21 protein-coding genes are annotated in these 22,562 nt (G+C 71.7%); 5 read left to right on the top strand and 16 right to left on the bottom strand.

Annotation, left to right across the window (positions count from 1 at the left end; all coding sequences use genetic code 11):
- Positions 1-3: 3 nt before the first annotated feature.
- The 6 genes from ACFWGZ_RS12090 to ACFWGZ_RS12115 form a co-directional block, all read right to left on the bottom strand.
- Entirely contained in the window at positions 4-762 is a 759-nt protein-coding gene (locus ACFWGZ_RS12090) for an L-tyrosine 3-hydroxylase (RefSeq protein WP_382451500.1), read from the bottom strand.
- The gene (gene hutH / locus ACFWGZ_RS12095) at positions 759-2,270 is read right to left on the bottom strand and encodes a histidine ammonia-lyase (protein WP_382451501.1); all 1,512 of its coding nucleotides are present in this window, start codon (positions 2,268-2,270) and stop codon (positions 759-761) included. The genes ACFWGZ_RS12090 and hutH overlap by 4 nt, the downstream gene beginning before the upstream one ends.
- 192 nt (positions 2,271-2,462) lie before the next feature.
- Entirely contained in the window at positions 2,463-3,890 is a 1,428-nt protein-coding gene (locus ACFWGZ_RS12100; protein WP_382451502.1) for an AMP-binding protein, read from the bottom strand.
- Positions 3,891-4,001: 111 nt separating this feature from the next.
- Positions 4,002-4,751 (bottom strand): M23 family metallopeptidase, encoded by a 750-nt coding sequence (locus tag ACFWGZ_RS12105; protein WP_382451503.1) that lies wholly within the window; start codon positions 4,749-4,751, stop codon positions 4,002-4,004.
- 534 nt (positions 4,752-5,285) lie between these two features.
- Complete coding sequence (locus tag ACFWGZ_RS12110) at positions 5,286-7,379, bottom strand: transglycosylase domain-containing protein (RefSeq protein ID WP_382451504.1); 2,094 nt, start codon at positions 7,377-7,379, stop codon at positions 5,286-5,288.
- A gap of 124 nt (positions 7,380-7,503) precedes the next feature.
- Complete coding sequence (locus tag ACFWGZ_RS12115) at positions 7,504-8,532, bottom strand: carbohydrate kinase family protein (RefSeq protein WP_382451505.1); 1,029 nt, start codon at positions 8,530-8,532, stop codon at positions 7,504-7,506.
- A gap of 51 nt (positions 8,533-8,583) precedes the next feature.
- On the opposite strand from ACFWGZ_RS12115, the gene ACFWGZ_RS12120 reads away from it, so the two are divergent.
- Positions 8,584-9,792: an MFS transporter gene (locus ACFWGZ_RS12120; protein ID WP_382451506.1), complete on the top strand. Its 1,209-nt coding sequence runs from the start codon at positions 8,584-8,586 to the stop codon at positions 9,790-9,792.
- Here ACFWGZ_RS12120 and shbA read toward each other — a convergent pair.
- From shbA to ACFWGZ_RS12150, 6 genes are all read right to left on the bottom strand, one after another.
- Positions 9,755-10,363 (bottom strand): RNA polymerase sigma factor ShbA, encoded by a 609-nt coding sequence (shbA, locus tag ACFWGZ_RS12125; protein WP_382451507.1) that lies wholly within the window; start codon positions 10,361-10,363, stop codon positions 9,755-9,757. The two genes, ACFWGZ_RS12120 and shbA, sit on opposite strands and share 38 nt — an antisense overlap.
- 233 nt (positions 10,364-10,596) lie before the next feature.
- Positions 10,597-11,823 carry a class I SAM-dependent methyltransferase gene (locus ACFWGZ_RS12130; protein ID WP_382451508.1) on the bottom strand — a complete coding sequence of 409 codons (1,227 nt, stop codon included), beginning with the start codon at positions 11,821-11,823 and terminating at the stop codon, positions 10,597-10,599.
- Positions 11,820-12,500, bottom strand: coding sequence for a DUF1365 domain-containing protein (locus ACFWGZ_RS12135; RefSeq protein WP_382451509.1), 681 nt, complete (start codon positions 12,498-12,500; stop codon positions 11,820-11,822). Before ACFWGZ_RS12135 ends, ACFWGZ_RS12130 begins: the two co-directional genes overlap by 4 nt.
- On the bottom strand, positions 12,497-13,789 hold the full coding sequence (locus tag ACFWGZ_RS12140) for an NAD(P)/FAD-dependent oxidoreductase (RefSeq protein WP_382451510.1): 1,293 nt from the start codon (positions 13,787-13,789) through the stop codon (positions 12,497-12,499). Before ACFWGZ_RS12140 ends, ACFWGZ_RS12135 begins: the two co-directional genes overlap by 4 nt.
- Complete coding sequence (locus tag ACFWGZ_RS12145; protein WP_382451511.1) at positions 13,728-14,366, bottom strand: alpha/beta hydrolase; 639 nt, start codon at positions 14,364-14,366, stop codon at positions 13,728-13,730. Before ACFWGZ_RS12145 ends, ACFWGZ_RS12140 begins: the two co-directional genes overlap by 62 nt.
- Before the next feature lie 102 nt (positions 14,367-14,468).
- Positions 14,469-15,047 carry a TetR/AcrR family transcriptional regulator gene (locus tag ACFWGZ_RS12150; protein WP_382451512.1) on the bottom strand — a complete coding sequence of 193 codons (579 nt, stop codon included), beginning with the start codon at positions 15,045-15,047 and terminating at the stop codon, positions 14,469-14,471.
- A gap of 61 nt (positions 15,048-15,108) precedes the next feature.
- Here ACFWGZ_RS12150 and ACFWGZ_RS12155 point away from each other — a divergent pair, with 61 nt between their 5' ends.
- From ACFWGZ_RS12155 to ACFWGZ_RS12165, 3 genes are read left to right on the top strand one after another with little or no spacing between them, the layout of a single operon-like run.
- The gene (locus ACFWGZ_RS12155) at positions 15,109-15,978 is read left to right on the top strand and encodes an oxidoreductase (RefSeq protein ID WP_382451513.1); all 870 of its coding nucleotides are present in this window, start codon (positions 15,109-15,111) and stop codon (positions 15,976-15,978) included.
- A gap of 11 nt (positions 15,979-15,989) precedes the next feature.
- Entirely contained in the window at positions 15,990-16,814 is an 825-nt protein-coding gene (locus ACFWGZ_RS12160) for an alpha/beta fold hydrolase (RefSeq protein WP_382451514.1), read from the top strand.
- Positions 16,815-16,824: 10 nt separating this feature from the next.
- The gene (locus ACFWGZ_RS12165; RefSeq protein WP_382451515.1) at positions 16,825-17,385 is read left to right on the top strand and encodes an NTP transferase domain-containing protein; all 561 of its coding nucleotides are present in this window, start codon (positions 16,825-16,827) and stop codon (positions 17,383-17,385) included.
- A 7-nt stretch (positions 17,386-17,392) separates the two neighbouring features.
- Here ACFWGZ_RS12165 and ACFWGZ_RS12170 read toward each other — a convergent pair whose 3' ends face one another.
- The gene (locus ACFWGZ_RS12170; protein WP_382451516.1) at positions 17,393-17,575 is read right to left on the bottom strand and encodes a hypothetical protein; all 183 of its coding nucleotides are present in this window, start codon (positions 17,573-17,575) and stop codon (positions 17,393-17,395) included.
- A gap of 102 nt (positions 17,576-17,677) precedes the next feature.
- Here ACFWGZ_RS12170 and ACFWGZ_RS12175 point away from each other — a divergent pair, with 102 nt between their 5' ends.
- Entirely contained in the window at positions 17,678-18,418 is a 741-nt protein-coding gene (locus ACFWGZ_RS12175) for an SIS domain-containing protein (RefSeq protein ID WP_382451517.1), read from the top strand.
- Positions 18,419-18,557: 139 nt separating this feature from the next.
- On the opposite strand, the gene ACFWGZ_RS12180 is transcribed toward ACFWGZ_RS12175, so the two are convergent.
- Genes ACFWGZ_RS12180 through ACFWGZ_RS12190 form a run of 3 tightly spaced genes read right to left on the bottom strand, consistent with a single transcriptional unit; the run spans position 18,558 to position 21,953 of the window.
- On the bottom strand, positions 18,558-19,187 hold the full coding sequence (locus ACFWGZ_RS12180) for a response regulator (RefSeq protein WP_382451518.1): 630 nt from the start codon (positions 19,185-19,187) through the stop codon (positions 18,558-18,560).
- Complete coding sequence (locus ACFWGZ_RS12185; RefSeq protein ID WP_382451519.1) at positions 19,184-20,329, bottom strand: sensor histidine kinase; 1,146 nt, start codon at positions 20,327-20,329, stop codon at positions 19,184-19,186. The genes ACFWGZ_RS12180 and ACFWGZ_RS12185 overlap by 4 nt, the downstream gene beginning before the upstream one ends.
- Positions 20,330-20,354: 25 nt before the next feature.
- Positions 20,355-21,953 (bottom strand): FAD-binding oxidoreductase, encoded by a 1,599-nt coding sequence (locus ACFWGZ_RS12190; RefSeq protein ID WP_382451520.1) that lies wholly within the window; start codon positions 21,951-21,953, stop codon positions 20,355-20,357.
- Between the last annotated feature and the right edge of the window lie 609 nt (positions 21,954-22,562).

A 22,562-nucleotide genomic window follows, 5' to 3' on the forward strand; every position in this document is an offset into this window, starting at 1 on the left:
CTCTCATAGGTGGGTGAGCAGTCTTCCGAGTGTGTCGCGGTACTCGGGCCGGAGTGGGTGTTTCGCGAGGTCCTGGTCGACAGCGGACAAGACGGCGGTGCGGTGTGCGGCGTAGCGGCTCGCGCACACGTTCTCCCGGCTGACGAGGAAGAACTCGTCGAACCGCGCTCGTTCGGCGTCGGTGATGGGCACGCGCGCCTTCCCCGACTCCCGCAGCAGCGACTGGCCGTCGGGAACGAGTGCGCGCATGACCTCCATGTGCGCCAGCAGATTCGCCTTGCTCGCGGCGGACAGCGGCTCGGCCGCCGCGGACCCCAGCGCGGCGCGGGCCCGGCGCAGCAGAGCGGGCAGTGGTTCGTAGTCACGAGCCCACCGCCCGCTGAACGCCGGGTCGAACGCCGCCATCTTCGGTCTGATGACGTCGTCGTACACCTCCCGGGAACAACTGCCCGAATAGGCGAGCATCACCGAGTACGCGTCATATCCAAGCGCAGCGGCGCGCACCAGCTGCGAATCGGGCTCGCGCGTCAACCGATCGAGTGAAGCACCGAGGAACCGCCACACCAGGAATGCGCCGTGGTGGCCCAGGAACCACCGGTGCACGGCGCGGTCGACCGGGTCCTCCGGCGCGCTGATGTCGATCGGGATCTGGTAGCAGCCGTTGTCGCACGGGATCAGTTCCACGCCGGGCAGCGGCAGCCGCAGCACGGGCAGGTCGACCCAGGTGTGACCCCAGGAGGGCAGGCAGGTGGGAGCGCTCATCGCCGACCCTCCACTTCGGACGCGACGGTGTCGAGCAGGTCGGCGACGCGGCCGATCGTGCCGTCGAGCGGCCGGTCCTCCACGATCGGCGGCACCTCCTCCGCGAGCCGGTCGAAGACCGCCGCGAGGCGGGGTGCCCGCGGCCGGCGCGCGCCGACGTGCACGGCCTGCCGCACCGCGACCGCGAGCCCCGCGTGCAGGTAGCGCAGCAGCCGGGCCTGGTCGAGCGCGGTGAGGGCGGCCTGCGTGCCGAACGGGACGACGTCCTGGTTGTGCAGGTTGGTCGGCAGGCTCTGCACCGACGCCGGTGCGGCCGCCCTGCGCATCGCGGCGACGGTGGCGGTCGCGCCGATCTGCACGCCCTGCAGCGCGTGGTGCTTGCCGGGCAACGGGCTGAGCATCGGCGGCAACCCGCCGGTGCGGCGGGGGTCCACCAGCAGGTCGAGCTGCCGTTCGGCCAGGTTGCCCAGCTGCACGAGCGCGACGTTGAGCTGGTCGGCCGCGAAGGCGCTGGGCTGGCCGAAGAAGTTGCCGCCGTGCACGACCTCGCCGGTCTCCGGGAAGAACAGCGGGTTGTCGCTCACGCCGTTGAGGTCGCGCCGCACGACCTCGTCCGCCTGCCGCACGCTGGTGGCGGCCGCGCCGATCAGCTGCGGCGTGCACCGGATGCTGTAGGCCTCCTGCAACGGCCGCTCGCCCGACGGGGTGCTGCCCGCGAGCCACGTCCGCAGCGCGGCACCGGTGTCCGCCACGTCCGGGTGCCCGAAGGCGGCCAGCAGTCCCACCGACGTGTGCTCGGTGCCGCAGCCCAGGACGTCGACCAGCAAGGCGGACAACAGTTCCGCCGTGCACCGCGCGCGCACCGCCTGCGCCACGGCGAGTCCGAGCGCCGCGGCGGTGACCGAGATGCCGTTGACCAGCGCGAGCGCGTCCCGCCCGTCCAGCGCGATCCTCTCGAGCCCCGCCCGGGTGAGCGCTTCCCCGGCGGGCATGAGCCGCCCCTCGAAGAACGCGTTCCCGTTGCCGCGCAACGCGTGGGCGACGTAGGCGAGCGGCTGCAGGTCGCCGCTCGCGCCGACGGACCCGAGCCGGGGCACCGCCGGGGCGAACCCGGTGTCCAGCATGCGGATCAGCGACGCCACGACCTGCTCGGACACCCCGGATCGCCCCTGCGCCAACGAGAACAGCCGGGCGAGCACGGCGGCGCGGGCGACGGCGGGCGGCAGCAGCTCACCGTGGCCGACGATGTGGTGGATGATCGTGTTGTCGCTCTGGCCCGCGCTGTCCGCGCGGCCCTCGAACTCGACGAGCGGGCCGAAACCCGTTGTGACGCCGTAGATCGCCCGTCCGGATCCGCTCACTTCGAGCACGAATTCACGGCACCGCGCGATCCGTTCCCGCACATCCTCCGAAAGGGTGATGTGCACAGGATTTTCCGCGAGTTCGAGGTGTGCCGGTTCGAGGGCGACCGCCAAGTTCAAGGCAGCAGGGGAAGTTCCGACAGTCATGACGCCTCCTGACGACTGGGGGCCACTCGCGACGATCCCCGTTGACCGACCTGCGAGGAAGGGTCCAATGACGCATTCCCAAGACAAATATCTTGTTTTCGTGCATGCGTGTGGGCCAATTCGTTGCGCGTTGACAGGGAGTTCGCCCACCCGACTGCTCCACCGGCGTGAACTTGCCGGAAAAACCTTGCGTCAGGCGGTTTTCTCCTTCAGGAGCCGACGCAGAACCTTGCCGGACACCGATTTCGGTATCTCGGCCACGAACTCGACCCGGCGCACCTTCTTGTGGGTCGCCACCTCCGCCGCCACGAAATCCACGAGCTCCTCCGCCGTGACATCCGTTCGGATGACGACGAAAGCATGGGGAATTTCACCGCAGAGACGATCGGGAACCCCCACGACCGCCGCGTCCACGACCGCGGGGTGCTTGCGCAGCACGTCTTCCAGTTCCGCGGGGGCGACCTGGTAGCCCTTGTACTTGATGATCTCCTTGATCCGGTCGACGACGTGGAACCGCCCGTCGCGGACCCGCACGAGGTCGCCGGTGCGCAACCAGCCGTCCACGAACGCCTCGCGCGTCGCCTCCTCGTCGCCGAGGTAGCCGTCCATCACCTGGGGGCCGCGGATGAGCAGCTCGCCCTCGTCGGCGTCGGAGTTCGTGCCGGGTTCGACGATCCGCGCCTCGGTACCGGGCGCGAGGACGCCGACGCTCGTGGGATCGCTCTCCAGGTCGTCGTCGAAGGTCTGGTGCGTCCCGCCCGCCTCGGTGAGCCCGTAGCCCTGCCGGACGGGCGCCCCGAGCTTGCGCTCGGCCTCCCGGCGGATCGCGTCGTCGAGCGGAGCGGCACCGCAGAGCACGAGCTTCAGACGTGGTTGCGGCGGCGGGTCCTCGTGGTCGGCGATGGCGGCGGCGAGCGGGGGCACGAGGAACGCCCGCGTGACGCGGTGCTCGGCCAGGCGGTCCAGGTACGTGCCGGCGTCGCTGCGGGGCATGGTCACGAGCGTCGCGCCGCCGAGCAGGCCGGAGTTGAGGACGATCGTGAAGCCGTAGACGTGGAAGAACGGCAGGTTCGCGGCCAGCACGTCGGTGCCGTCGATGCGCCACCCCGGCCGGTGCTGCTCGAGGTTCGCGACGACGGCGCGGTGGCTGAGCCGCACGGCCTTGGTGAGACCGGTGGTGCCGCTGGAGAACAGGATCGCCGCCGTGCTGCGCGGGTCCACGAGCGGGAGCGTCTCGGCGTCGCCCTCGGGGAGGTCGTCGAGGTCGAGCGTCGCGGTGACGTTCGCGAGCGCCTTGAGCTTCCCGGCCTCGTGCGGCGGGAGGAGGGGGTTGAGGAGCGCCACCGTGGCGCCCGCCGCCATCACGGCGTGCAGCCCGACGGCGAACCGCGGCCGGTTCGCGCTCGCGACCGCGACGGTGTCACCGGGCCCGATCCCCTGGCGGACAAGGCCTCTCGCCGTCCGGCCGGCCTGCTCCGCGAGTTCCGCGTAGGTGATCGCCTCGCCCGTGACGGCGTCCACGAGCGCGACCTTGTCGTTGTGCGGCGCGTGTTCCAGCACGTGCTCGGGGACCGTGACCTCGGGAACGGTCACCGCCGGCAGTGGGCTGCGGTAGATCACAGGGGCGGCTCCCGCGTCCACGCCGCCGGGCGGGGCTACCAGGCGGCGTGGCCGGAGGATAACGGCACCGTTCGTGGCCGTTCGACCACTTGCACCCGCTCGGCCTACCGGCTAAAGGCTGACGCCGCGCTCCGCGAGCCACCCGACGGGGTTGATCTTCTGCGAGCCGCCGACCCACACCTCGAAGTGCAGGTGCGGCCCGGTCGACTGACCGCGGTTGCCGATCGTCGCGATCTGCTGCCCGGCCTTCACCTGGGCGCCCTGCGCGATGTCGATGGTGTTCATGTGCCCGTACACGGTGATCGTGCCGTCGGCGTGCTGGATCCGCACCCACAGCCCGAACCCGGAGGCGGGCCCGGCCTCGACGACCGTCCCGTCCATGGCCGCCACGATCGGCGTGCCGATGGCGTTGGCGATGTCGACGCCGTTGTGGCTGGTGCCCCAGCGAGCACCGAACCCGGACGTGAACGTCCCCCGGGCCGGCCGCACGCACCGGGGCTTGCGCGCCTCCTCCTCGGCGGCGATGCGCGCCGCCTCGGCCTGAGCAGCCTCCTGACGCTGCGCGTAGGCGCCCTCCGCGGACCGCAACGCCTCGCGGACGTGGAACTGGGCCTGGATCTGCTCGGCCTGCAACAGCTTGCGCGTCTCCGCGCCGGTGTCGAGCGAGTGGATCGTCTGCGGACCCGGGTCGGGCTGCGCCGTCATGGCAGCCGCGAGGTTCTTCGTGGACGCGACGGGAACGATGCCGTCGATCGGGGTGACCGCGGCCATCGCCTGGGTGACGCCGGCGCCGATCAGTGCGCCCGCGGCGATGACTGCCGTGACGGCCTTCTTGCGGTCCAGGTCCACTCTGTCGATCACGTCGACCAGCGAGCCCTTCGCTCGATGCCGTGCCAAATCCTGCCTCCATGCACTCGGGGAGGGTTCGACCGCGCGCCGCCCGGCTTCGGGGGCCGGGACTCGTGCTCGCTGCCGGGCGTTCGGGCGCCTGGCGGACTGGACCGCTTCGGGGGCTGGTCCGTGTCCTCGCGGTTATCGAACCGTGACATGCGGCAGGGAACGTAACCTCGCGTCATCGGCGGAGGCAAGCGAAGTGGGGGTTCACGTGATGAGCCCCACTATTTGCTACTCAGCGTAGTCAGCCTGTTTCGGCGTTGATAACGACTTCTGGACCAATGCCTGTCTTCGGTGTTTGTACTGGTCAGTCGCTTTATCGTGAAAGCCCGCGGAGCGGGGCTCGGTCGGTCCCGCTGCGCGCCGATCCGCGCGTTCCCCATCGCGCTCTCCGCGCCCTTCGCCGCCCTCGACTGGCCCCCTCCACACAGCAAAGGGCCGCCGGACGCACCTGGCGTCCGACGGCCCTCGTGTCGAGCAGGTCCCCCCGCGCGGCCGGCCCTACTTGTACTTCGCGGCCGCCGGCGGGAGCGGGGCCACCGGCAGGCCCTCGTGGATCACCTTCATCGCGTTGAACCAGGTCGGGGCCGCCACCTGACCACCGAAGACGCCCTGCGAGCTGCCAGGGCAGAAGCGGATCGGGTTCGCGCAGATCACCTCGGGCCGGTTGCCGTCGGCGTAGGTCATCACGGCGCCCGCGTACTGCGGGGTCGCGGCGAGGAAGGCCACCGACTTGTGCTCTTCGGTGGTGCCCGTCTTGCCGATGGTCGGGCGGTTCCAGCCGGAGGCGGAAGCCGCGGCCGCCGCCGTGCCCGAGCCGTTCGTGTCGTGGGACATGCCCTGGGCGAGGGAGTCGGCCAGGTCGCTGTTCACGGCCTGCTCGCAGGGCTTCTCCTTGAGCGGCATCTCCTTGCCGTAGCGGTCGAGGACCTTCTCCACCGGGGTGGGCGGGCACCAGGTGCCGCCGGAGACGATGGTGGCGGCCACGTTCGACAGCTCCAGGACGCTCGTCGCGCCGGGGCCGAGGGTGTAGGAGCCCGCGTTGTTCTGCTTCGTCCAGTCGCCCTGGGTGGGGCCGTTCGACTTGTCCGACTTGATCGGCTCACCGGCGCGGTTGACGCCCTGCAGGGTCTCGCGCATGCCCAGGCGGTAGGCCATGTCCACGACGCTGTCGAGGCCGGCCTTCTCCTGCAGCATCACGAAGCCGGTGTTGGGCGAGGTGGCGAGGGCCTGGGTCAGCGACATCTTGTCGTTGTAGTTGCCCGCGTTCTCGACCTTCCACGGCGCGCCGCCGTTCGGGTAGACCTTCGAGAAGTAGACCTTCGGGACGTCCATCTGCCTGTCGATGCCGATGACGCCCTTCTCCAGGGCCGCGGCGGCGGTGAAGACCTTGTTCACCGAGCCGGGGCCGAACGGGAGGACCTCGGCGGGCACCGGGCGGGCGACCTGGCCGAGCTCGGCGTTGTTGCCGTAGTCGCGGGAGGCGACGAGGGCGCGGACCTTGTGCTTGTTCTTGCCCGGCTCGACGACCGACATCACGTTCGCGATGCCGTTCATCGTCTTCGCGACCTGCTGCTCGGCGGACTGCTTCGCGGCCCTGGTGGCCTTCGGGTCGAGCGTGGTCTTGATCGTGAGGCCACCGCGCTGCAGCTGCTTGTCGGTGACGCCGGCCTCGCGCAGGTAGTCGAGCAGGTAGGAGCAGAAGAAGCCGTAGATCGGGCCGTCACCGGCGCCGACGCAGCCCTTCGGCAGGATCTGCAGGTCCTCGACGACGCCCAGCGGCGCGGCCTTGTACTCCTCGGCCTTCGCCTTGGCCTCGGTCTCGTCCGCGCCGAACGCGCCGTTCTCGCGCATCTTGTCGATGACCGTGTTGCGGCGTTCCAGCGCCTTCTCGGGCGCGGCGCCGGGGTTCAGCGACGACGGGCGGTTCGCGATCGCGGCGAGCAGGGCGGCCTGCGGGACCGTCAGCTTGTCGGCGGTCGTCTTGAAGTACGCCTTCGCGGCGGCGCCGACACCGTAGGTCTGGTTGCCCAGCGGCACGATGTTCAGGTAGCCGGTGAGGATCTCGTCCTTGGTCATCTGCTGCTCGAGCTGCAGCGCGACGCGCGCCTCGCGCATCTTGCGGCCGATCGTGGCCTCGGTGGCCTTCTCCCAGGCCTCCTGCTCGTTGTCGGCGCCGAGCACGAACGCCATGTAGTTCTTCACGTACTGCTGGGTGAGCGTCGACGCGCCCTGCGTCGCGCCACCGTCGACACCGGCCTTGGCGGCGGCACGGGCGATGCCCTGCCAGTCGACGCCCTGGTGCTCGTAGAAGCGCTTGTCCTCGATCGCGAGGATCGCGGCCTTCATCGTGTCCGAGATCTGGTTGGCGTCGAGCGGTACCCGGTACTGGTCGTACAGGTAGGCGATCGGCTCGCCGTTCATGTCCTGGATCGTGGTGACGAGAGGCAGCTCACCCTTCGCGAGGTCTCCCGACGTCTGGTCGACGGTGTCGGCGGCGCGGTTGGACGCGAGACCGAGACCTCCGACGAACGGGAACACCATCGCGGCGAGGAGCACGCCCGCAGTCAGGCACAACCCCAGCAACTTGACCAAGCCTGACGCGCGTGCGGCGAACAACCCGCAACTCCTTCCGAACTTCAACCCCGGAGATTTCCCCTACGTATTAAGTCGCGCGGGAGGCCCGTGAGGTTGCGTCCGCTGATCGACTGTTTTCAACCTACCGGAGCAACCGGAGACCGATCGTCGGGCTGGCCCTCCTCACCTCGACGCCCGTGTGGTCGGGCAGCACCTCGTCGAGGAACCCGTAGCGCGACAGCTCCTCGTCGGGCCGCCTGCTCACCGTCCGCCACCACACCGCGATGTCGCCCCAGCCGGGTGCCGACAGCGATCCGCCGAAGTGCTGCACGGACAGCGCGGCGCACAGGTTCGCGAAGCGCACCCGGTGCTCGAGCGGCCACCCGGCCAGAGTGCCCATGACGAACCCGGCTCCAAACACGTCGCCGGCACCGGTCGCGTCGAGCTGCGCGACGTTGAGGCCCGGCACGTCCACGCACTCGCCGGTGGCGCTGTCGACCGCGACCGCTCCCCCGCCGCCGCGTGTGACGACCACCACGGGCACGTGCTCGGCGAGCTTGCGCGCGGCGGCCTCCGGCGTGTCGGTGCGCGTGTACCCCTGCGCCTCGACGTGGTTCGGGAGGAACACGTCATACCCGTCGAGCCGGCGCAGCAGCTCCGGCGACCACGCCCCGGTCCGGTCCCAGCCGATGTCGGCGAAGAGCTTCGCGCCGTTCCGCTTCGCCGTGCGCACCCACTCCTCGTCCTCGGCCTGGATGTGCACGAAGCACGCCTTCGCGGGCGGCGGCGGGTTGAAGAGGTCGTCGGCGATGACGGGCGACTTGTGCCCGTGCGTGACCATCGACCGGTCGCGCTCCATCGCCATCGACACGGTCACCGGCGAGTGCCACCCGTAGAACCGCCGGCAGTAGGTGAGGTCGACGCCCTCCTGGTCGGCCAGCACGTCCCAGCAGAAGTCGCCGTAGGCGTCCTCGCCGAACGCCGCCGCCAGCGCCGTCCTGAGCTCGAGCCGCCGCAGCGCCACGGCGAGGTTCGCGATCCCGCCGGGACACGACCCGAGCCCGTCCGCCCACACCTCGGTGCCCGCGGCCGGAGGACGGGGCAGCCCGGTGAAGATGATGTCGAGGAAGACGGTGCCCGTGAGCAGCACGTCGTACTCCTGATCAGCCATGCGTGAACCTTGCCATCCGCGACCGGTGTTCATGCGCTAGAAACGACCGTCGTGGGGGTTCCGCTCAGGAAGAACGTTCAGTTCCAGCTGCTGTGGGCGGGTGGCGCCGTGTCGCAGCTCGGCACCACGACCACGGCGCTGGCGACACCGCTGCTGGTCCTCGCGCTCACCGGGTCGCCGCTGCTGGCGGGTGCGGTCGGCGGTGTGCGGGCCGCCGCGCTGATCCTCGTGCTCGCCCCGGCGGGGGTGTGGGTGGACCGCTGGGACCGGCGGGCGGTGCTCGTGGGGAGCCAGACGGCCCAGGCGGGCGCCGCCGCCGTGCTGGCTCTGGCGGTCTTCACCGGCCGCGCCGAGATGGTGGCCTTTTTCGTCGTGGCGGTCGTCGACGGCGTGTGCAGCGCGTTCTCCGGTCCCGCACGCACGACCGCCATCCAGGCCGTGGTGCCGAAAGACCAGCTGAAGTCCGCGTACGCACAAGAGGAGGCACGCGGTCACGCCGCACGGGTCGCCGGCCCCCCGTTGGGCGCGCTCCTGATGGCGGCGGGCCGCTCGGTGCCGTTCGTCGTCGACGCGATCACGTTCGCGGTGGCCGCCGTCTGCGCCTGGTTCGCCAAGATCCCCGCACGGGCCGGGCAACGCCCACGCCAGAAGATGCGGCACGACCTCCGCGAAGCGGCCGCCTGGCTCTGGCACGCGCGAGGCCTGCGCAACCTCACGGCCGTCTTCCTCGTGCTCAACCTGCTGGGCGGCGCCACGCTGCTGCCGGTGATCGTGCTGGTGGGCGACCGCGGCGGCTCCGCGCTCGACACCGGCGTGGTGTTCGCGGGCATCGGCATCGGCGGCGTCCTCGGCTCACTGCTCGCACCCCGCGTCTCGCTCGACCCCGGCAGGCTCGTGGTCGTGGTGCTCGTCGTGTTCGGGCTCTGCACCCTCGCGATGGCGCTGCCGTTCGGCGTCTTCTGGCCGTTCGTGCCGTTCGCGGTCACCGCGGTGGTCACGCCGCTGATCAACGTGGCGGTGTCCGCGCTGTTCACCGCGCTGGTGCCCGAGGACATGATGGGCCGCCTGGACGGCATCACCACGTTCGCCGGGCGGGTGCTGACCCCGCTGGCGCCCGTGCTCGGCGGGGCGCTGGCGGCGACGGTCGGCGGCGGCCCGGCGTTGCTCGTGCTCGGCGCGCTGGTCCTGGTGACGGCCCTGGTGGCGGCGTTCTCGGACCTGGCTATCCCTCTTCCGCGATCATCTCCCGCATCCGGGTGAGCGCCCGGTGCTGGGCCACCCGCACCGCGCCCGGCGTCGACGCGACGGCGAGCGCCACCTCCTCCGCCGACAGGCCCACCGCGACCCGCAGCACGAGGATCTCGCGCTGGCGGGGCGGCAGCTTGTGCAGCAGACGCGTGACCTGGGCCATCATCTCGCCGTTGACGGCGTGCTGCTCGGGGCCGTCGTCCAGCGACGGGCAGTCCGGCAGCTCCGGGACGACCTCCGCGCGGTTGCGCACGGCCTTGCGGCGGGCGTCGGCGACCTTGTGCGCGGCGATGCCGTAGACGAAGGCCAGGAACGAGCCCGGCTCGTAGCGGTACTTGGACAGCGCGCCCAGCACCGCCACGCAGACCTCCTGCGCGATGTCCTCGGCCGAGACCAGGGTGCGCTCGCGGCCGCCGACGCGGGCGCGGCAGTAGCGCACGATCAGCGGCTGGATGCGGCCGAGCAGGTGCTCGACCGCCCGTCTGTCCCCGTCGAGGGCGGCGTCGACGAGATCCGCGAACTCCGCCTCGGCGAGCCACTGGCTGGTGACCGGCGCCTGGGACACCCGGCGGCGCACTGGCACCGCTGGCCGGTTCCAGACCTCCGCGCCTCCACCGGGCGCAAGGACCGCGACACCACCACCGGTACGCACGGCTGCGGGCTGAACCATCCCGGCGACCTCCTCCACTACAGCGACACTCGGGGCTTCACTGGAGTAGAGAACGCAGCGAGCCGTTTGATACCGCCTGCTTCCAAGAGGACCACGAAGTCCAGCCGGGTGGGACGAGCGGCACCCTTTTGAGGTAGAACGTGGTCCTAATGGCCCAGTCTTTCGGCCATGCCGAACTGCTGGACCCCCAGGTAGCCGACGCGGAATCCGGCCTCCGAATAGGCCAGGTAGAACTCCCACATGCGGCGGAACGTGTCGTCGAAGCCCAGCTCACGGACCTCGTCCCACCGGGTGAGGAACGTTTCCCGCCAGCGCCGCAGCGTCTCCGCGTAGTCCTGGCCGAACGACCGGGTCTCGGCGATCCGCAGCCGGGTGTGGTCGCGGACCGACTCCTCGATCGAGCGCACCGACGGGATGAGCCCGCCGGGGAAGATGTACTTGTGGATCCAGGTGTAGCTGGCCTTGCTCGCGATCATGCGGTCGTGCGGCATGGTGATCGCCTGCAGCCCCACCCGGCCGCCCGGCGCGAGCACGCGGTCGAGCATCGAGAAGTACGCGGGCCAGTACTCGGCGCCGACGGCCTCGATCATCTCGACGGAGACGACGGCGTCGTACCGGCCGTGTTCCTCGCGGTAGTCGCGCAGGTGCACCGTCACTCGATCGTGGAGGCCCGCGTCCCTCACCCGGTCCAGCGCCAGCTTCCGCTGTTCCGCGGAGATGGTCAGCGACGTGACGGTGGCGCCGCGCTGCGCCGCCCTGATCGCGAGCGCGCCCCAGCCCGTGCCGATCTCGAGCACGCGGGAGCCCGAGCGCACGCCCGCGTAGTCGAGCACGCCGTCGATCTTGCGCAGCTGGGCGGTGCGCAGGTCGTCGGAGGGGCTCTCGAACAACGCCGACGAGTACGTCATCGTCTCGTCCAGGAAGGTCGAGAACAGCTCGTTCGACAGGTCGTAGTGCCGGTGGATGTTCTGGCGGGAGCCGGCCACGTCGTTGATCTCGGTCTGCTGCCGCTCCGCGATCCGCCGCAGCCGCTGCAGACCGGGCGGGATCAGGGTGGAGAGCTTCGCCGCGAACACCGAGAGCACGTCCGCGAGCTCGTCGGCGTCCCAGTCGCCCACCATGTAGGCCTCGCCGAAGCCGATCTTGGCGTCGGCGCCGAGGCGGTGGAAGAACTCCGCGGGCCGCACCAGCCGCATGACGGGACCGCCACCGCCCCAGGTCTTGCCGTCGGGCAGACGCACGGTCACCGGCAGCGTGCGCACGGCGTTGCGGAAGAGCGACTCCGCGATCCGCGCGCGCAACGGCGACCGCGGCGCCGTGAAGAGCCCTGGCCAGACGCCCTGGCTGGGAAGGGGCAACGACAACGTGCTCATCCATCACTCCTGGGGATGATCGGGATGCGCCTGAGGTAGAGCGCGATTCCGTGACGGCGGATCAACGCGGAGACGCGCTGGGGCATGAGCGGACGACGCAGGAGCATGCGCAGACCCGAACTGCGCTCGCCCTTCATCGTGGCGCTGAAGGTGGTCTTGCCGTTCTGCCGCAACGCGATGGTCACCGAGAGCCGGTCCCCCGGCTTCGGCATCTTCATCACGTAGTGGCCGTCCACCTCGAGGAACGGGGAGACGTAGAACTCCTTGCCGACCGACGCCCTGCCCTGGTCGTCGGTGCGCAGCAGGTAGCAGTGGCGCCCGCCGTAGGTGTTGTGGACCTCCGCGACCACGCACACGAGCTCGCCGGAGGCGTCGTGGCACCAGTACACGGACAGCGGGTTGAAGACGTAGCCGAGCACGCGGGCGTTGGCGAGCATCAGGACCTGCCCGCCGCCCAGTGCGATCCCGTGACCGGCCAGCCACTCCTCCAGGTTCTCCCGGATCGTGCGGTCCGGCGAGCCGAGGTGGTCGCGCGCCTCGAACTTCGCGAACGGTTTCACCCACCAGGGCAGCCGCGGCAACTCGTCCAGGTCCACCAGCCACATGTAGGCGCGGTGGTGGAACGAGCGGTCGATCAGCTCGCGGCGGCTGTGGGTGATGAGGACGTCGTAGATCACCAGTCCGCCCCGAAGTGCGCGGCCGCGCGCACGCCGGAGGCGCAGCCGTCCTCGTGGAAGCCCCAGCCGTGGTACGCGCCGGCGTAGGCGGTGGCGGACGTGTTGATGCCGGGCAGCCGGCGTTGCGCCGCAACGGACTCCGGCGTGTAGATCGGGTGCTCGTAGGTCATCCGCGCGATCACGCGCGACTCGTCGACGGCGTGCGGGTTGAGCGTGACGACGAACTCGCGGGGCGTGTCCAGGCGCATCAGCCGGTTCATGTGGTAGCTGACGAGCACCTGGTCGCTGGACTCGCGGCACGCGCGCTTGTAGAGGTTCCAGGACGCCTTGGCGCCGTTCGCGCGCGGCAGGATCGACGCGTCGGAGTGCAGCCAGGTCTCGTTGCGCGAGTACTGGAACGCTCCTAGCACCTCCTTCTCCTCGCGCGTCGGGTCGGCGAGCAGCCCCAGCGCCTGGTCCGGATGCGTGGCGACGACGACGTGGTCCGCGGTGTGCAGCACGTTGTTCTCGTCGCGGATCTCGACGCCGCCGCCGGTGCGGGTGATCGCCCGGACCGGCGTGCCGACGTGCACGGCCTTCAGGCCCTTGACGGCGCGGTCGACGTAGGTGCGCGAGCCGCCGACGACGGTCTTCCACTGCGGGGTGCCGCCGATGGAGAGCATGCCGTGGTTGCCGAGGAACTCGAACAGGTACCAGGCCGGGTACTTCATGCTCAGCGCCGCGCCGGACGACCACACCGCGCTGACCAGCGGGATGATGAAGTGGTCGACGAAGTAGCGGGAGTAGCCGCCGATCGCGAGGAACGCGCCGAGCGTGACGTCGTGGGCCTCCTCGTGGTCGAGGACGCGCTGGGCGTGCCGGTAGAAGCGGGTGATCTCGGCGAGCATCCGCAGGTACCGGCCGTTGGTGGCGTTCTTCGACTGCGCGAAGAGCCCCGGCAGCTTCCGGGCGCCCGCGTACTCCAGGCCGCAGCCGTCGCACCGGACGCTCATCGACATCTCGGAGTCCTGAGTGGACACGCCGAGCTCGCGGAAGAGCCGGATCAGGTTCGGGTACGTGCGTTCGTTGTGGACGATGAACCCGGAGTCGACCGCCACGCCGTCCACGTCGTGCGTGTGGGCGTGACCGCCGAGCCGGTCGTCGGCCTCGAACAGGGTGACGTCGTGCTTGCGCTGCAGCACGTAGGCAGCCGTGAGCCCGGCGACGCCTGCTCCGATGACGGCGACCTCAGCCACGCGAACCTCCCAGGGGAACGTCGAGACCGCGCGGTGAGGCCTCGTGCATCGCATTCGCGATGTCCGGTGCCATCGGTTCGAGCCCGAGCTCGCCGTGCACGAAGTCGACGACGAGCCGGGTCCAGTCGCGCGCCCGCTTGAGCATCGCGTGACCGTCGCCGACGACGCTGAACCGCGCGACGCGGTCCGTGACGGTCTTGGCCTGGCGGGCGAACTGCAACGACCTGGCCGGGTCGGTCATCCGCTCTTGGTCGCCGTGCGCGATCAGCAGCGACCGGCCCTCCAGCTGCTCGAACGGCTCACCGGGCACGAGCCAGGGCGCGAGGGCGCAGACGGCCACCACGTTCGGGTGCCCGGCGACCCGCAACGCCGTGCGGCCGCCCATGGAGTGGCCGACGAGCACGACGGGGACGCCGGGGTGCTGCTCGGTGATCCGGTCGAGCGCCCACCGCGCGTCCTTGACCGGGTCGAGGCTCGGCGCGTTCCACCCGCGGACCCGGTAGCGCAGGGTCCAGACCTCGACGCCGGGTGCCCTCAGCGCGCGGGCCAGCGGAACCATCCGCAGGTACGCGAGGTTGTGGCGCCGGACGGGTTGGGTGCCGTGTTCCCGGCCGCCGTGCAGCACGAGCACGACTGCCTTCGTACCGCCTTGCGGTTTCGCCACGTCTACATGCGGATGCACGTGGGAATGTTCGTGGGGCCGAGCCCCCTGGCTCGCTCGTTGAGAGCCAGCTCACACCCGGGGCACGAACTGCTCCAGCGCCGTGTCCACGAGCCCGTCGACCAGGTCCGCGTCCCCGACCGGGCTGGTGCCGATCAGGGCGATCCCGTGCAGCGTCGCGAGCAGCACGAGCCCGAGCCGGTCGGGGTCGTCCCCGCGGAGCACGCCCTCCGCCTGCCCCCGCACGACCAGGTCCTTCATCAGCCCGAACGCCCCGTCGGCCGCCTGGTCGATGCGGGTCGCGCCGGGCTGGTGCTTGCTGCCGTACATCAGCTCGACCAGTGCCGCGTTGTCGCAGGCGAACCGGATGTAGGCGGTCATGACGGCGCGCAGCCGCGTCACGGTGTCGTCGCTGCCCGCGGCCTCGCGCAAGGCGGTGTGCAGCCGGGTGAACCCGTCTTCCGCGAGCGCGTCGAGCAGCGCCTGCCTGGTCGGGAAGTGCCGGCGCGGCGCGGCGTGGCTGACGCCGATCTCCCTGGCCAGGTCGCGCAACGCGAGCTGGTCGGCGCCGCGCTCGCGCAACCCCCGTTCGGCCGCCTCGAGCAGCGCGGCGCGGAGGTTGCCGTGGTGGTAGGGGCGGTCGTCGATCACCGCCCGATCATAGCGAGTGTTTTCGTTGACTACATTGTTGTCGATGGCTACTTTGTAGCTCATGACAACATTCAGCGCCTCCGACGTTCCCCCGCAGACCGGCCGCACCTTCGTCGTCACCGGGGCGAACAGCGGCATCGGCCGTGCCGCCGCCCGCGTGCTCGCCGGCAAGGGAGCGCGCGTCGTGCTCGCCGTGCGCGACCTCGGCAAGGGCGAGGAGGCGGCCGCGACGATGACCGGTGACGTCGAGGTCCGCCGCCTCGACCTGGCCGACCTCGCGTCCGTCCGGGCGTTCGCCGACGACCTCGACGGGCCGGTCGACGTGCTGGTCAACAACGCGGGCGTGATGATCCCGCCGCTGACGCGGACCGCGGACGGCTTCGAACTGCAGTTCGGCACCAACCACCTCGGCCACTTCGCGCTCACGGCACTGCTCCTGCCGCGCGTGCGGGAGCGGGTCGTGACGGTCTCCTCGACCGGCCACCGCGCGGGCGAGATCGACTTCGACGACCTCAACTGGGAGCGCAAGCCCTACCGGCCGATGGGCGCCTACGCCCAGTCCAAGCTCGCCAACCTGCTCTTCACCGCGGAGCTGCAGCGCAGGCTCACCCGCTCCGGCTCACCGGTGATCGCGACGGCGGCGCACCCCGGCCTCGCGGCCACGAACCTGATCCGCTCGCAGAGCAGGGGTGCCCGGCTGGTGGAGAGGGTTGCCGGACTGGTGGCGCAGAGCGACGAGGCGGGCGCCCTCCCGACCCTGTTCGCGGCGGTGCGCGAGCTCCCCGGCGACAGCTACGCGGGCCCCGGCGGCCTGTTCGGGGGACGCGGCGCGCCGAAGCTGGTCGGCCGCTCGGCGAAGGCCCGCGACACCGCCGTGGCGCGGCGGCTGTGGGACGTCTCCGAGGAGCTCACCCGACCGGCCACGCAGTAGGGTTCGAACTCGTGATCGAGCACATCAGCATCGAAACCGGAGCAGGCACGTTCGACGCCATCGCGTCCGGTCCGCAGGACGGCCGCCCGGTGCTGCTGCTGCACGGTTTCCCCGAGGCCGCCCTCGAGTGGGAGCACCAGGTGGCGGTGCTCGGCGTCAACGGCTTCCGCGCCGTGGCCCCCGACCAGCGCGGCTACTCCCCCGGCGTGCGCCCGGAGCAGGTGTCGGAGTACACGGTCACGCACCTCGTCGGCGACGTGGTCGCGATGGCCGACGCCCTCGGCTGGACGACGTTCGACCTGGTCGGCCACGACTGGGGCGGCGCCGTGGCGTGGTGGACGGCGATCGAGCACCCCGGCCGCCTGCGCACGTTGTCGGTCTTCTCCACACCGCACCCCGGCGCCCTGAAGACCGCTCTCCAGTCCGACGAGGAGCAGCGGATGCGGTCGCAGTACATGCTCGACTGGCGCGAGCGCAGCACCGAGAAGCGCATGCTGGACAACAACGCCCACGCGCTGAAGCAGATGTTCGAGTGGCGGGTGCGGCCCTCGCACGTCGAGGAGTACGTCCAGCGCCTGTCCGAGCCGGGTGCGCTGACGGCGGCGCTCAACTGGTACCGCGCGGGCAAGCCGCACGGCGCCGCGGACAAGATCGGCGTCAAGACGATGTACGTGTGGAGCACCGGGGACGTGGCGTTCGGGTCGGTGGCCGCGTTCGAGACCGAGAAGTGGTGCACGGGCGCCTACCGGTTCGAGATGGTGGAGGACGTCAGCCACTGGATCCCCGAGGAGATCCCGGAGGCCACGTCCTCGCTGCTGCTGGAGCACTTGAACTAGGTTCGGACGCATGCGCGTCGCCGGTCTGCTGCTGGCCGCGGGAGCAGGCCGCCGGTTCGGCCTCCCCAAGGCCCTCGTCGGAGTGCACGGCAGGCTCTTCGTCGACTCGGCGGCAGGCCTGCTCAAGGCCGCCGGGTGCGACCCGGTCGTCGTCGTGCTCGGCGCGCGGGCGGCGGAGGTCAGGGCGAAGGCCGCTCTGGACGGCGTGGCGGTCGTCGACAACCCGCACTGGGACACCGGCATGGGCTCGTCGTTGCGCACCGGCCTGCACGCGATCGGCACCGCGGACGCCGTCGTGGTGCTCCCCGTGGACACCCCCGGGGTCACCGTCGAGGCGCTGCACCGGTTGACGGCGCTCGCCGCGCCCGGCGTGCTGGCGCGCGCCACCTACGCCGGTGCGATCGGCCACCCCGTGCTGATCGGCTCGGACCACTTCGCCGGCGTCGCCGCGTCGGCGGCGGGCGACCAGGGGGCGCGGGACTACCTGTCGGCGAACACCGTGCGCCACGTCGAGTGCGGTGACGTGGCGGACGGCGCCGACGTGGACCGGCCGGAGGACCTGCCCCGCTGAGCAGGGCTCACGGCCGCGCGTGCACCGCCGCCCGCGCACAGCCGCCCGCCACGACGAGCAGCGCCAGCGCCGCCCACACCGGCCACAGCTCGGAGTAGGTCACCGCCAGCGCGATGTTGGTGGCGCCCGCGGCCGTGAACACCGCCGCCAGCACCACCCAGAAGAAGAAGTGCCGCCTGCTCAAAACCACCGCCTGTCCGCCGCGCGCAGTTGTCCCTGTATCGCGCCTATCGAGGTTCGTGGTGCGCGGGTTACTGGTGGGGTCTGCACCGATCCGGTACTACTGACCCGCATGACGACCGAAACAGTGACCGGGTCCGACTACGGCACCCTCGTGCGCACGCACCTGACGCGCGTCGAACAGCACAACGCGGCCGCGCTCGACGACGTGGCCGAGCTCGTGCTCGCCGCTGTTCAGGCCGACGGAACCCTGCTCACCGCCGGTGCCGGGCACTCGCTGGCGGCGGTCGCCGAGACGTTCTACCGCGCGGGCGGCCTAGCCTGCGTCCGCCCGGTCTACCACCCCGAACTGCTCCCGATGCACGGCGCGATCAGCAGCACCGCCGCCGAACGCCGCTCCGGGCTCGCCGGCGAGGTCCTGGGCGAGGCCGGGCTCGCCCCGCACGACGTGCTGTTCGTCTTCTCGACCTCGGGCGTGAACCACTACCCCGTGGAGCTGGCCCGGCAGGCCGCCGACGCCGGCTGCCCGGTCGTGGCGGTGACGTCGGTGGCGTCGAGCTCGCAGGCCCCGCGCCGGGCCGGGGTGACGCTGGCCGAGGTGGCGACCGTCGTGCTGGACAACCTCGTGCCGCCCGGCGACTCGACCTACCCGGTGGAGGCGCCCGTCACCGCGGCCATCTCCACCATCGCGACGACGTTCCTGTGGAACCTGCTCATGGTCCGGCTGATCGACAAGGCCACCGAGACCGGCGTGCAGCTGCCGCTGTGGCGCAGCGCGAACGTCGAGGGCGGTGACGCGGCCAACGCCGACCTGCTGCGGCACTACCAGACCCGCATCCCGCAGCTCGGGTAGGCGGAGACCCGGCACGCCCGCCTCACTCGGTGTGGCGGGCCTGTGCCGGCGGCACAAGGGCGTCGAGCGGCACCGGCCCGTTCGCCGGCCGCCAGCCCCGGCTCGACGACGAAGGTCGTCAGCGGTGCGGCGGCGTTCCTCAGGGGTTGACCCGCGGCACGAGCAGCCCGCGGTGGAACGCCTCCGTGACGGCGGCGGCCCGGTCGCCGACGTCGAGCTTGCCGTAGATGTTGAGCAGGTGGGACTTCACGGTGGCCTCGGTGATGAAGAGTCCCGCGGCCACCTCGCGGTTGGTCGCGCCACCGGCGACGAGCCGCAGCACCTCGAGCTCGCGCTGGCTGAGCACCGGCGCCGCCGCCGACCGCACCCGCTTCATCAGCATCGCCGCCGCGGCCGGGGCGAGCACGGCCTCGCCCCGCGCGGTGGCCCTGACCGCGCGCAGCAGCTCGTCGCGCGGCGCGTCCTTGAGCAGGTAGCCGGTGGCGCCCGCCTCGACCGCCGCCACCACGTCGCCGTCGTTGTCGTAGGTGGTCAGCACCAGCACGTTCGCGCCGCTGCCGATCAGCTCGCGGGTGGCGGTGATGCCGTCCACGCCGGGCATGCGCAGGTCCATGAGCACGACGTCGGGCCTGAGCGCTCCCGCGAGCCGCACGGCCTCGGCTCCGTCGCCCGCCTCGCCGACCACCTCGAAGTCCGGGTCGCGGGCGAACATGCTCGTCAGCCCGTCCCTGACCACCGGGTGGTCGTCGACGACCAGCAACCTGATCACGCCGTCACCGGCACCCGTGCCGACACGCCCGTGCCGCCGCCCGGTTCCGACTCGATCTGCACCGTCCCCGCCACTCCCTCGATCCGCTGCCTCATCGCCACCAGTCCGAACCCCTCGGCACCGGCCTGGTCGAACCCGCGTCCGTCGTCGCGCACGTCGAGCGCCACCTCGTTCTCCAGGTAGGACAACGTGACCCCGACCCGGCCGGCCCGCGCGTGCCGCGCCACGTTCGCCAACGCCTCCTGCGCCGCCCTGAGCAACGCGAACTCCGCCTCCGGCCCGATCAGCCGCACGTCGCCGGTGGTGACGACCTGCACGGGGATGTCGTGCAGCTCCGACCACCTGCTCGCGACACCCGCCAGCGCCTCACCGAGCCGTGCCGTCCGCAGCGGTTCCGGGCGCAGCGCGGCGACCGAACGCCTTGCCTCGTCGAGACTTTCCCTCGCGAGCCCGGTCGCCGCGGCGACATGCCGCGGCCAGCTCGTGCCGTCGGCCGCGCGGAGCTGGCTGATGATGCCGGTGAGCCCCTGCGCCAGCGTGTCGTGGATCTCGCGCGCCATCCGCTGCCGTTCCTCGCGCACACCGGCTTCCTTCGCCTGCACCAGCAGTTGCTCGTGCAGGGCGGCGTTCTCCGCCAGCGACTCCGCGAGCCGGCGGTTCGCCTCGCGCGCCTCGGCGAGAGCGCGTTCCCGTTCCGCCTCCTGCTGTTCCGCCCGCCGCGCGACGAAGGCGTAGGCGCACAGGGGGATCGCGTTGCCGGCCATGACCGCGACCCAGACGGCGACGCCCGCGGGCGTGGACTTGTCGACGCCGTAGGCCTGGGCCGTGCCCGCCACCGCGGCCACCGCGGCGACGCCGGCCGGTTGCCACGGGAAGCTCAGCGTCCGGAAGGCGTAGTAGTACGGCACCGGGGTGAGGAACCCGAACAACGGGTTGAGCGCCACCAACGCCGCCGTGAGCACGGTCAGCCCGACGCCGTACACCCACGGCGCGGGCCGGCGGACCGTCATGCCGGCGGCGAGCCAGGCCGCCATCACCGCGCACAGCACCAGTTCGGCCGCCTCCGGCCGCCGGTCCAGCGTGGTGGCCGCCGCGAGCAGCACCAGCAGGACGTACGGCCACCGCGCTCCCGGAATGCTCATCGCCGTTCCTCCCCCGGCGGTCAATCTACTGGCCGGGCTCGACCGAGAGGGCGTGCCGGAACACGTTCCGCGGATCCCACCGCGCCTTGATCCGCTGCAGCCGCGGGTAGTTGTCCTTGTGGTAGAGCCGTTGCGCGGACACGCCCGAGGTGTTCCAGGCCGGATCGGCGAGGTCGGTGTCCGGGTAGTTGATGTAGGAGCCGTCGTTGACCTCGCCCGGCACCGGCACGCCCCCGGTCTCGGCGTAGACGTCCCGGTAGAACGCGCGCACCCACGCGAGGTTGGCGGCGTCGTCCTGCTCCTCGCTCCAGACCGACTGGTACACCGCCTTCATCACCACGTCCCGCTGCGCGATCGCGGTGTCCCGCGGCGCCGTGGCGTTGGCCTGCCCGCCGTACCCGATGAGCAGCATGCTCCCGCCCGCCGCTCCCGCGGGGTCGCCGAGGTGGCGCCAGAGGGCGGCCGACTGGGTGCGGGTGAACGACCTGCGCAGGTACGCCGCCTTGATCTTGTACCGCCGCGTGAGCACGTCACCGGGCTCCCCGGTGCCGGGCCACGTCATCTTGTGCAGCCAGGGAACGGTCTTGCGCAGTTCGAACACCGGTGTGAGGCCCGCCCCGACCGCCGACACGAGCTCGTCGATCATCGCGCCGACGTTCGGCAGCCCGGCCTCGGCCTGCACGGACAGCATCACGACGCCGGCGTTGCGGTGCTGCACCTCGAGAATCGCGTACAGCCCGGTCTGCGGAGCTCCCGGCGCGCTGTTGCGCTCGTGCCACGTGCCGAAGTTCCCCACCAGCGTCGAGAGCTTCTCCTCGGTGAGCTGCCCCCAGTCCCAGAACGTCACGTGCTGCACCATCTGCGCGGGCAGCGGGGGCAACGCCGGCGCACTGCCCGGCGACCGCAGCCAGTACTTCGTGACGATGCCGAAGTTGCCGCCGCCCCCACCCGTGTGCGCCCACCACAGCTCGCGGTCGGGGTCGTCCTCCTCCCGCGTGGCGACGACGGCCCGCGCTCTCCCGTCCTTGCCCACCACAACCACCTCGACGGCGTGCAGGTGGTCCACGACGGCCCCGTACCGCCGCGACAACGGCCCGTACCCGCCCCCGGCGATGTGCCCGCCGGCCCCGACCTCCGGGCACCCGCCGCCGGGGATCGTGACGCCCCAGCCGGCGCCCAGCGCCCGGTACACCTGCCCGAGCGTCGCCCCGGGCTCGACCACGAACGCCTTCCTCGCCGAGTCGTACCCGACCGCGTCGAGCTGCGAGAGGTCCACCAGCGTCCGGAACTCCGGCGCGGCCGTCAGGTTCTCGAAGCAGTGCCCGCCGCTGCGCACGGCGATCCGCCGCCCGGCCCGCACGGCGTCGTCGACCGCCTTGACGACCTGGTCCGCCGATGTCGCCACCCGGATCTCGTCGGGCCGCGCGACGAACCGGAAGTTGTTGCCCCGCACGAGGTTCTCGTACCGCACGTCGCCGGGCGCGATCCGCGCGGCACCGCTGCCCGCCGCACCGCCCGAGGTGGGCGCCGCGGCCGCGTGCCCCTGCCCGACCAGCCCGCCCGCCGCCACCGCCCCGGCACCCGCGAACAGCATCCGCCGGCTCATGCCCCCAGAGTTGGTCATCCCGATCCCCTTCGCCTGTGGTGTCTCCACCGTGGCAGGGGTGGGTGCGCCGGGACATCAGCCGATCACCCGGCGGGGAGGTGGAGCCGCGACCCGGCCGAACGGCTGAGAGACCGCCAGCCGGGTGAGACCGCGAGGAGGGTGCCGGTCTCGCGGCGCAGGCCGATCCGGGCCGTCACCGGGGAAGGACGCCGACGCCCCGGACTTCTCCCACCTGCGCCAACCCGAGCCGGTCTGATGAACCTCGCACCGCGCCGCGCTCGCCCACGCCGGTCAGCCCACCGACTCCGGACCCCCGCGCGGGTCCCACCTGCGCCAGCCCGACGATCCTCGCACCACGCCGCGCTCGCCCACGCCGGTCAGCCCACCGACTCCAGACCCCCGCGCAGGTCCCACCTGCGCCGACCCGATGAACCCTGCACCGTGCTGTGCTCGCCCACGCCGGTCAACCCACCGGCTCCGGACCCCCGCGCAGGTCCCACCTGCACCAGCCCGACGATCCGCGCCCCACGCCGCGCTCGCCCACGCCGGTCAGCCCATCGGCTCCGGACCCCCGCGCAGGTCCCACCTGCACCAGCCCGATGAACCCCGCACCGCGCCGCGCTCGCC

The sequence above is a fragment of the Lentzea sp. NPDC060358 genome, assembly GCF_042725365.1.
Lineage (GTDB): Bacteria > Actinomycetota > Actinomycetes > Mycobacteriales > Pseudonocardiaceae > Lentzea.

Excerpts from the sequence above, each read along its gene's own strand:
- ACFWGZ_RS12165 (WP_382451515.1), top strand. The coding sequence starts at position 16,825 with ATGCGCGTCGCCGGTCTGCTGCTGGCCGCGGGAGCAGGCCGCCGGTTC.
- hutH (WP_382451501.1), bottom strand. The coding sequence starts at position 2,270 with ATGACTGTCGGAACTTCCCCTGCTGCCTTGAACTTGGCGGTCGCCCTC.
- ACFWGZ_RS12190 (WP_382451520.1), bottom strand. The coding sequence starts at position 21,953 with ATGACCAACTCTGGGGGCATGAGCCGGCGGATGCTGTTCGCGGGTGCC.
- ACFWGZ_RS12115 (WP_382451505.1), bottom strand. The coding sequence starts at position 8,532 with ATGGCTGATCAGGAGTACGACGTGCTGCTCACGGGCACCGTCTTCCTC.
- ACFWGZ_RS12155 (WP_382451513.1), top strand. The coding sequence starts at position 15,109 with ATGACAACATTCAGCGCCTCCGACGTTCCCCCGCAGACCGGCCGCACC.
- ACFWGZ_RS12140 (WP_382451510.1), bottom strand. The coding sequence starts at position 13,789 with ATGCGATGCACGAGGCCTCACCGCGCGGTCTCGACGTTCCCCTGGGAG.
- ACFWGZ_RS12130 (WP_382451508.1), bottom strand. The coding sequence starts at position 11,823 with ATGAGCACGTTGTCGTTGCCCCTTCCCAGCCAGGGCGTCTGGCCAGGG.
- ACFWGZ_RS12185 (WP_382451519.1), bottom strand. The coding sequence starts at position 20,329 with ATGAGCATTCCGGGAGCGCGGTGGCCGTACGTCCTGCTGGTGCTGCTC.
- ACFWGZ_RS12090 (WP_382451500.1), bottom strand. The coding sequence starts at position 762 with ATGAGCGCTCCCACCTGCCTGCCCTCCTGGGGTCACACCTGGGTCGAC.
- ACFWGZ_RS12175 (WP_382451517.1), top strand. The coding sequence starts at position 17,678 with ATGACGACCGAAACAGTGACCGGGTCCGACTACGGCACCCTCGTGCGC.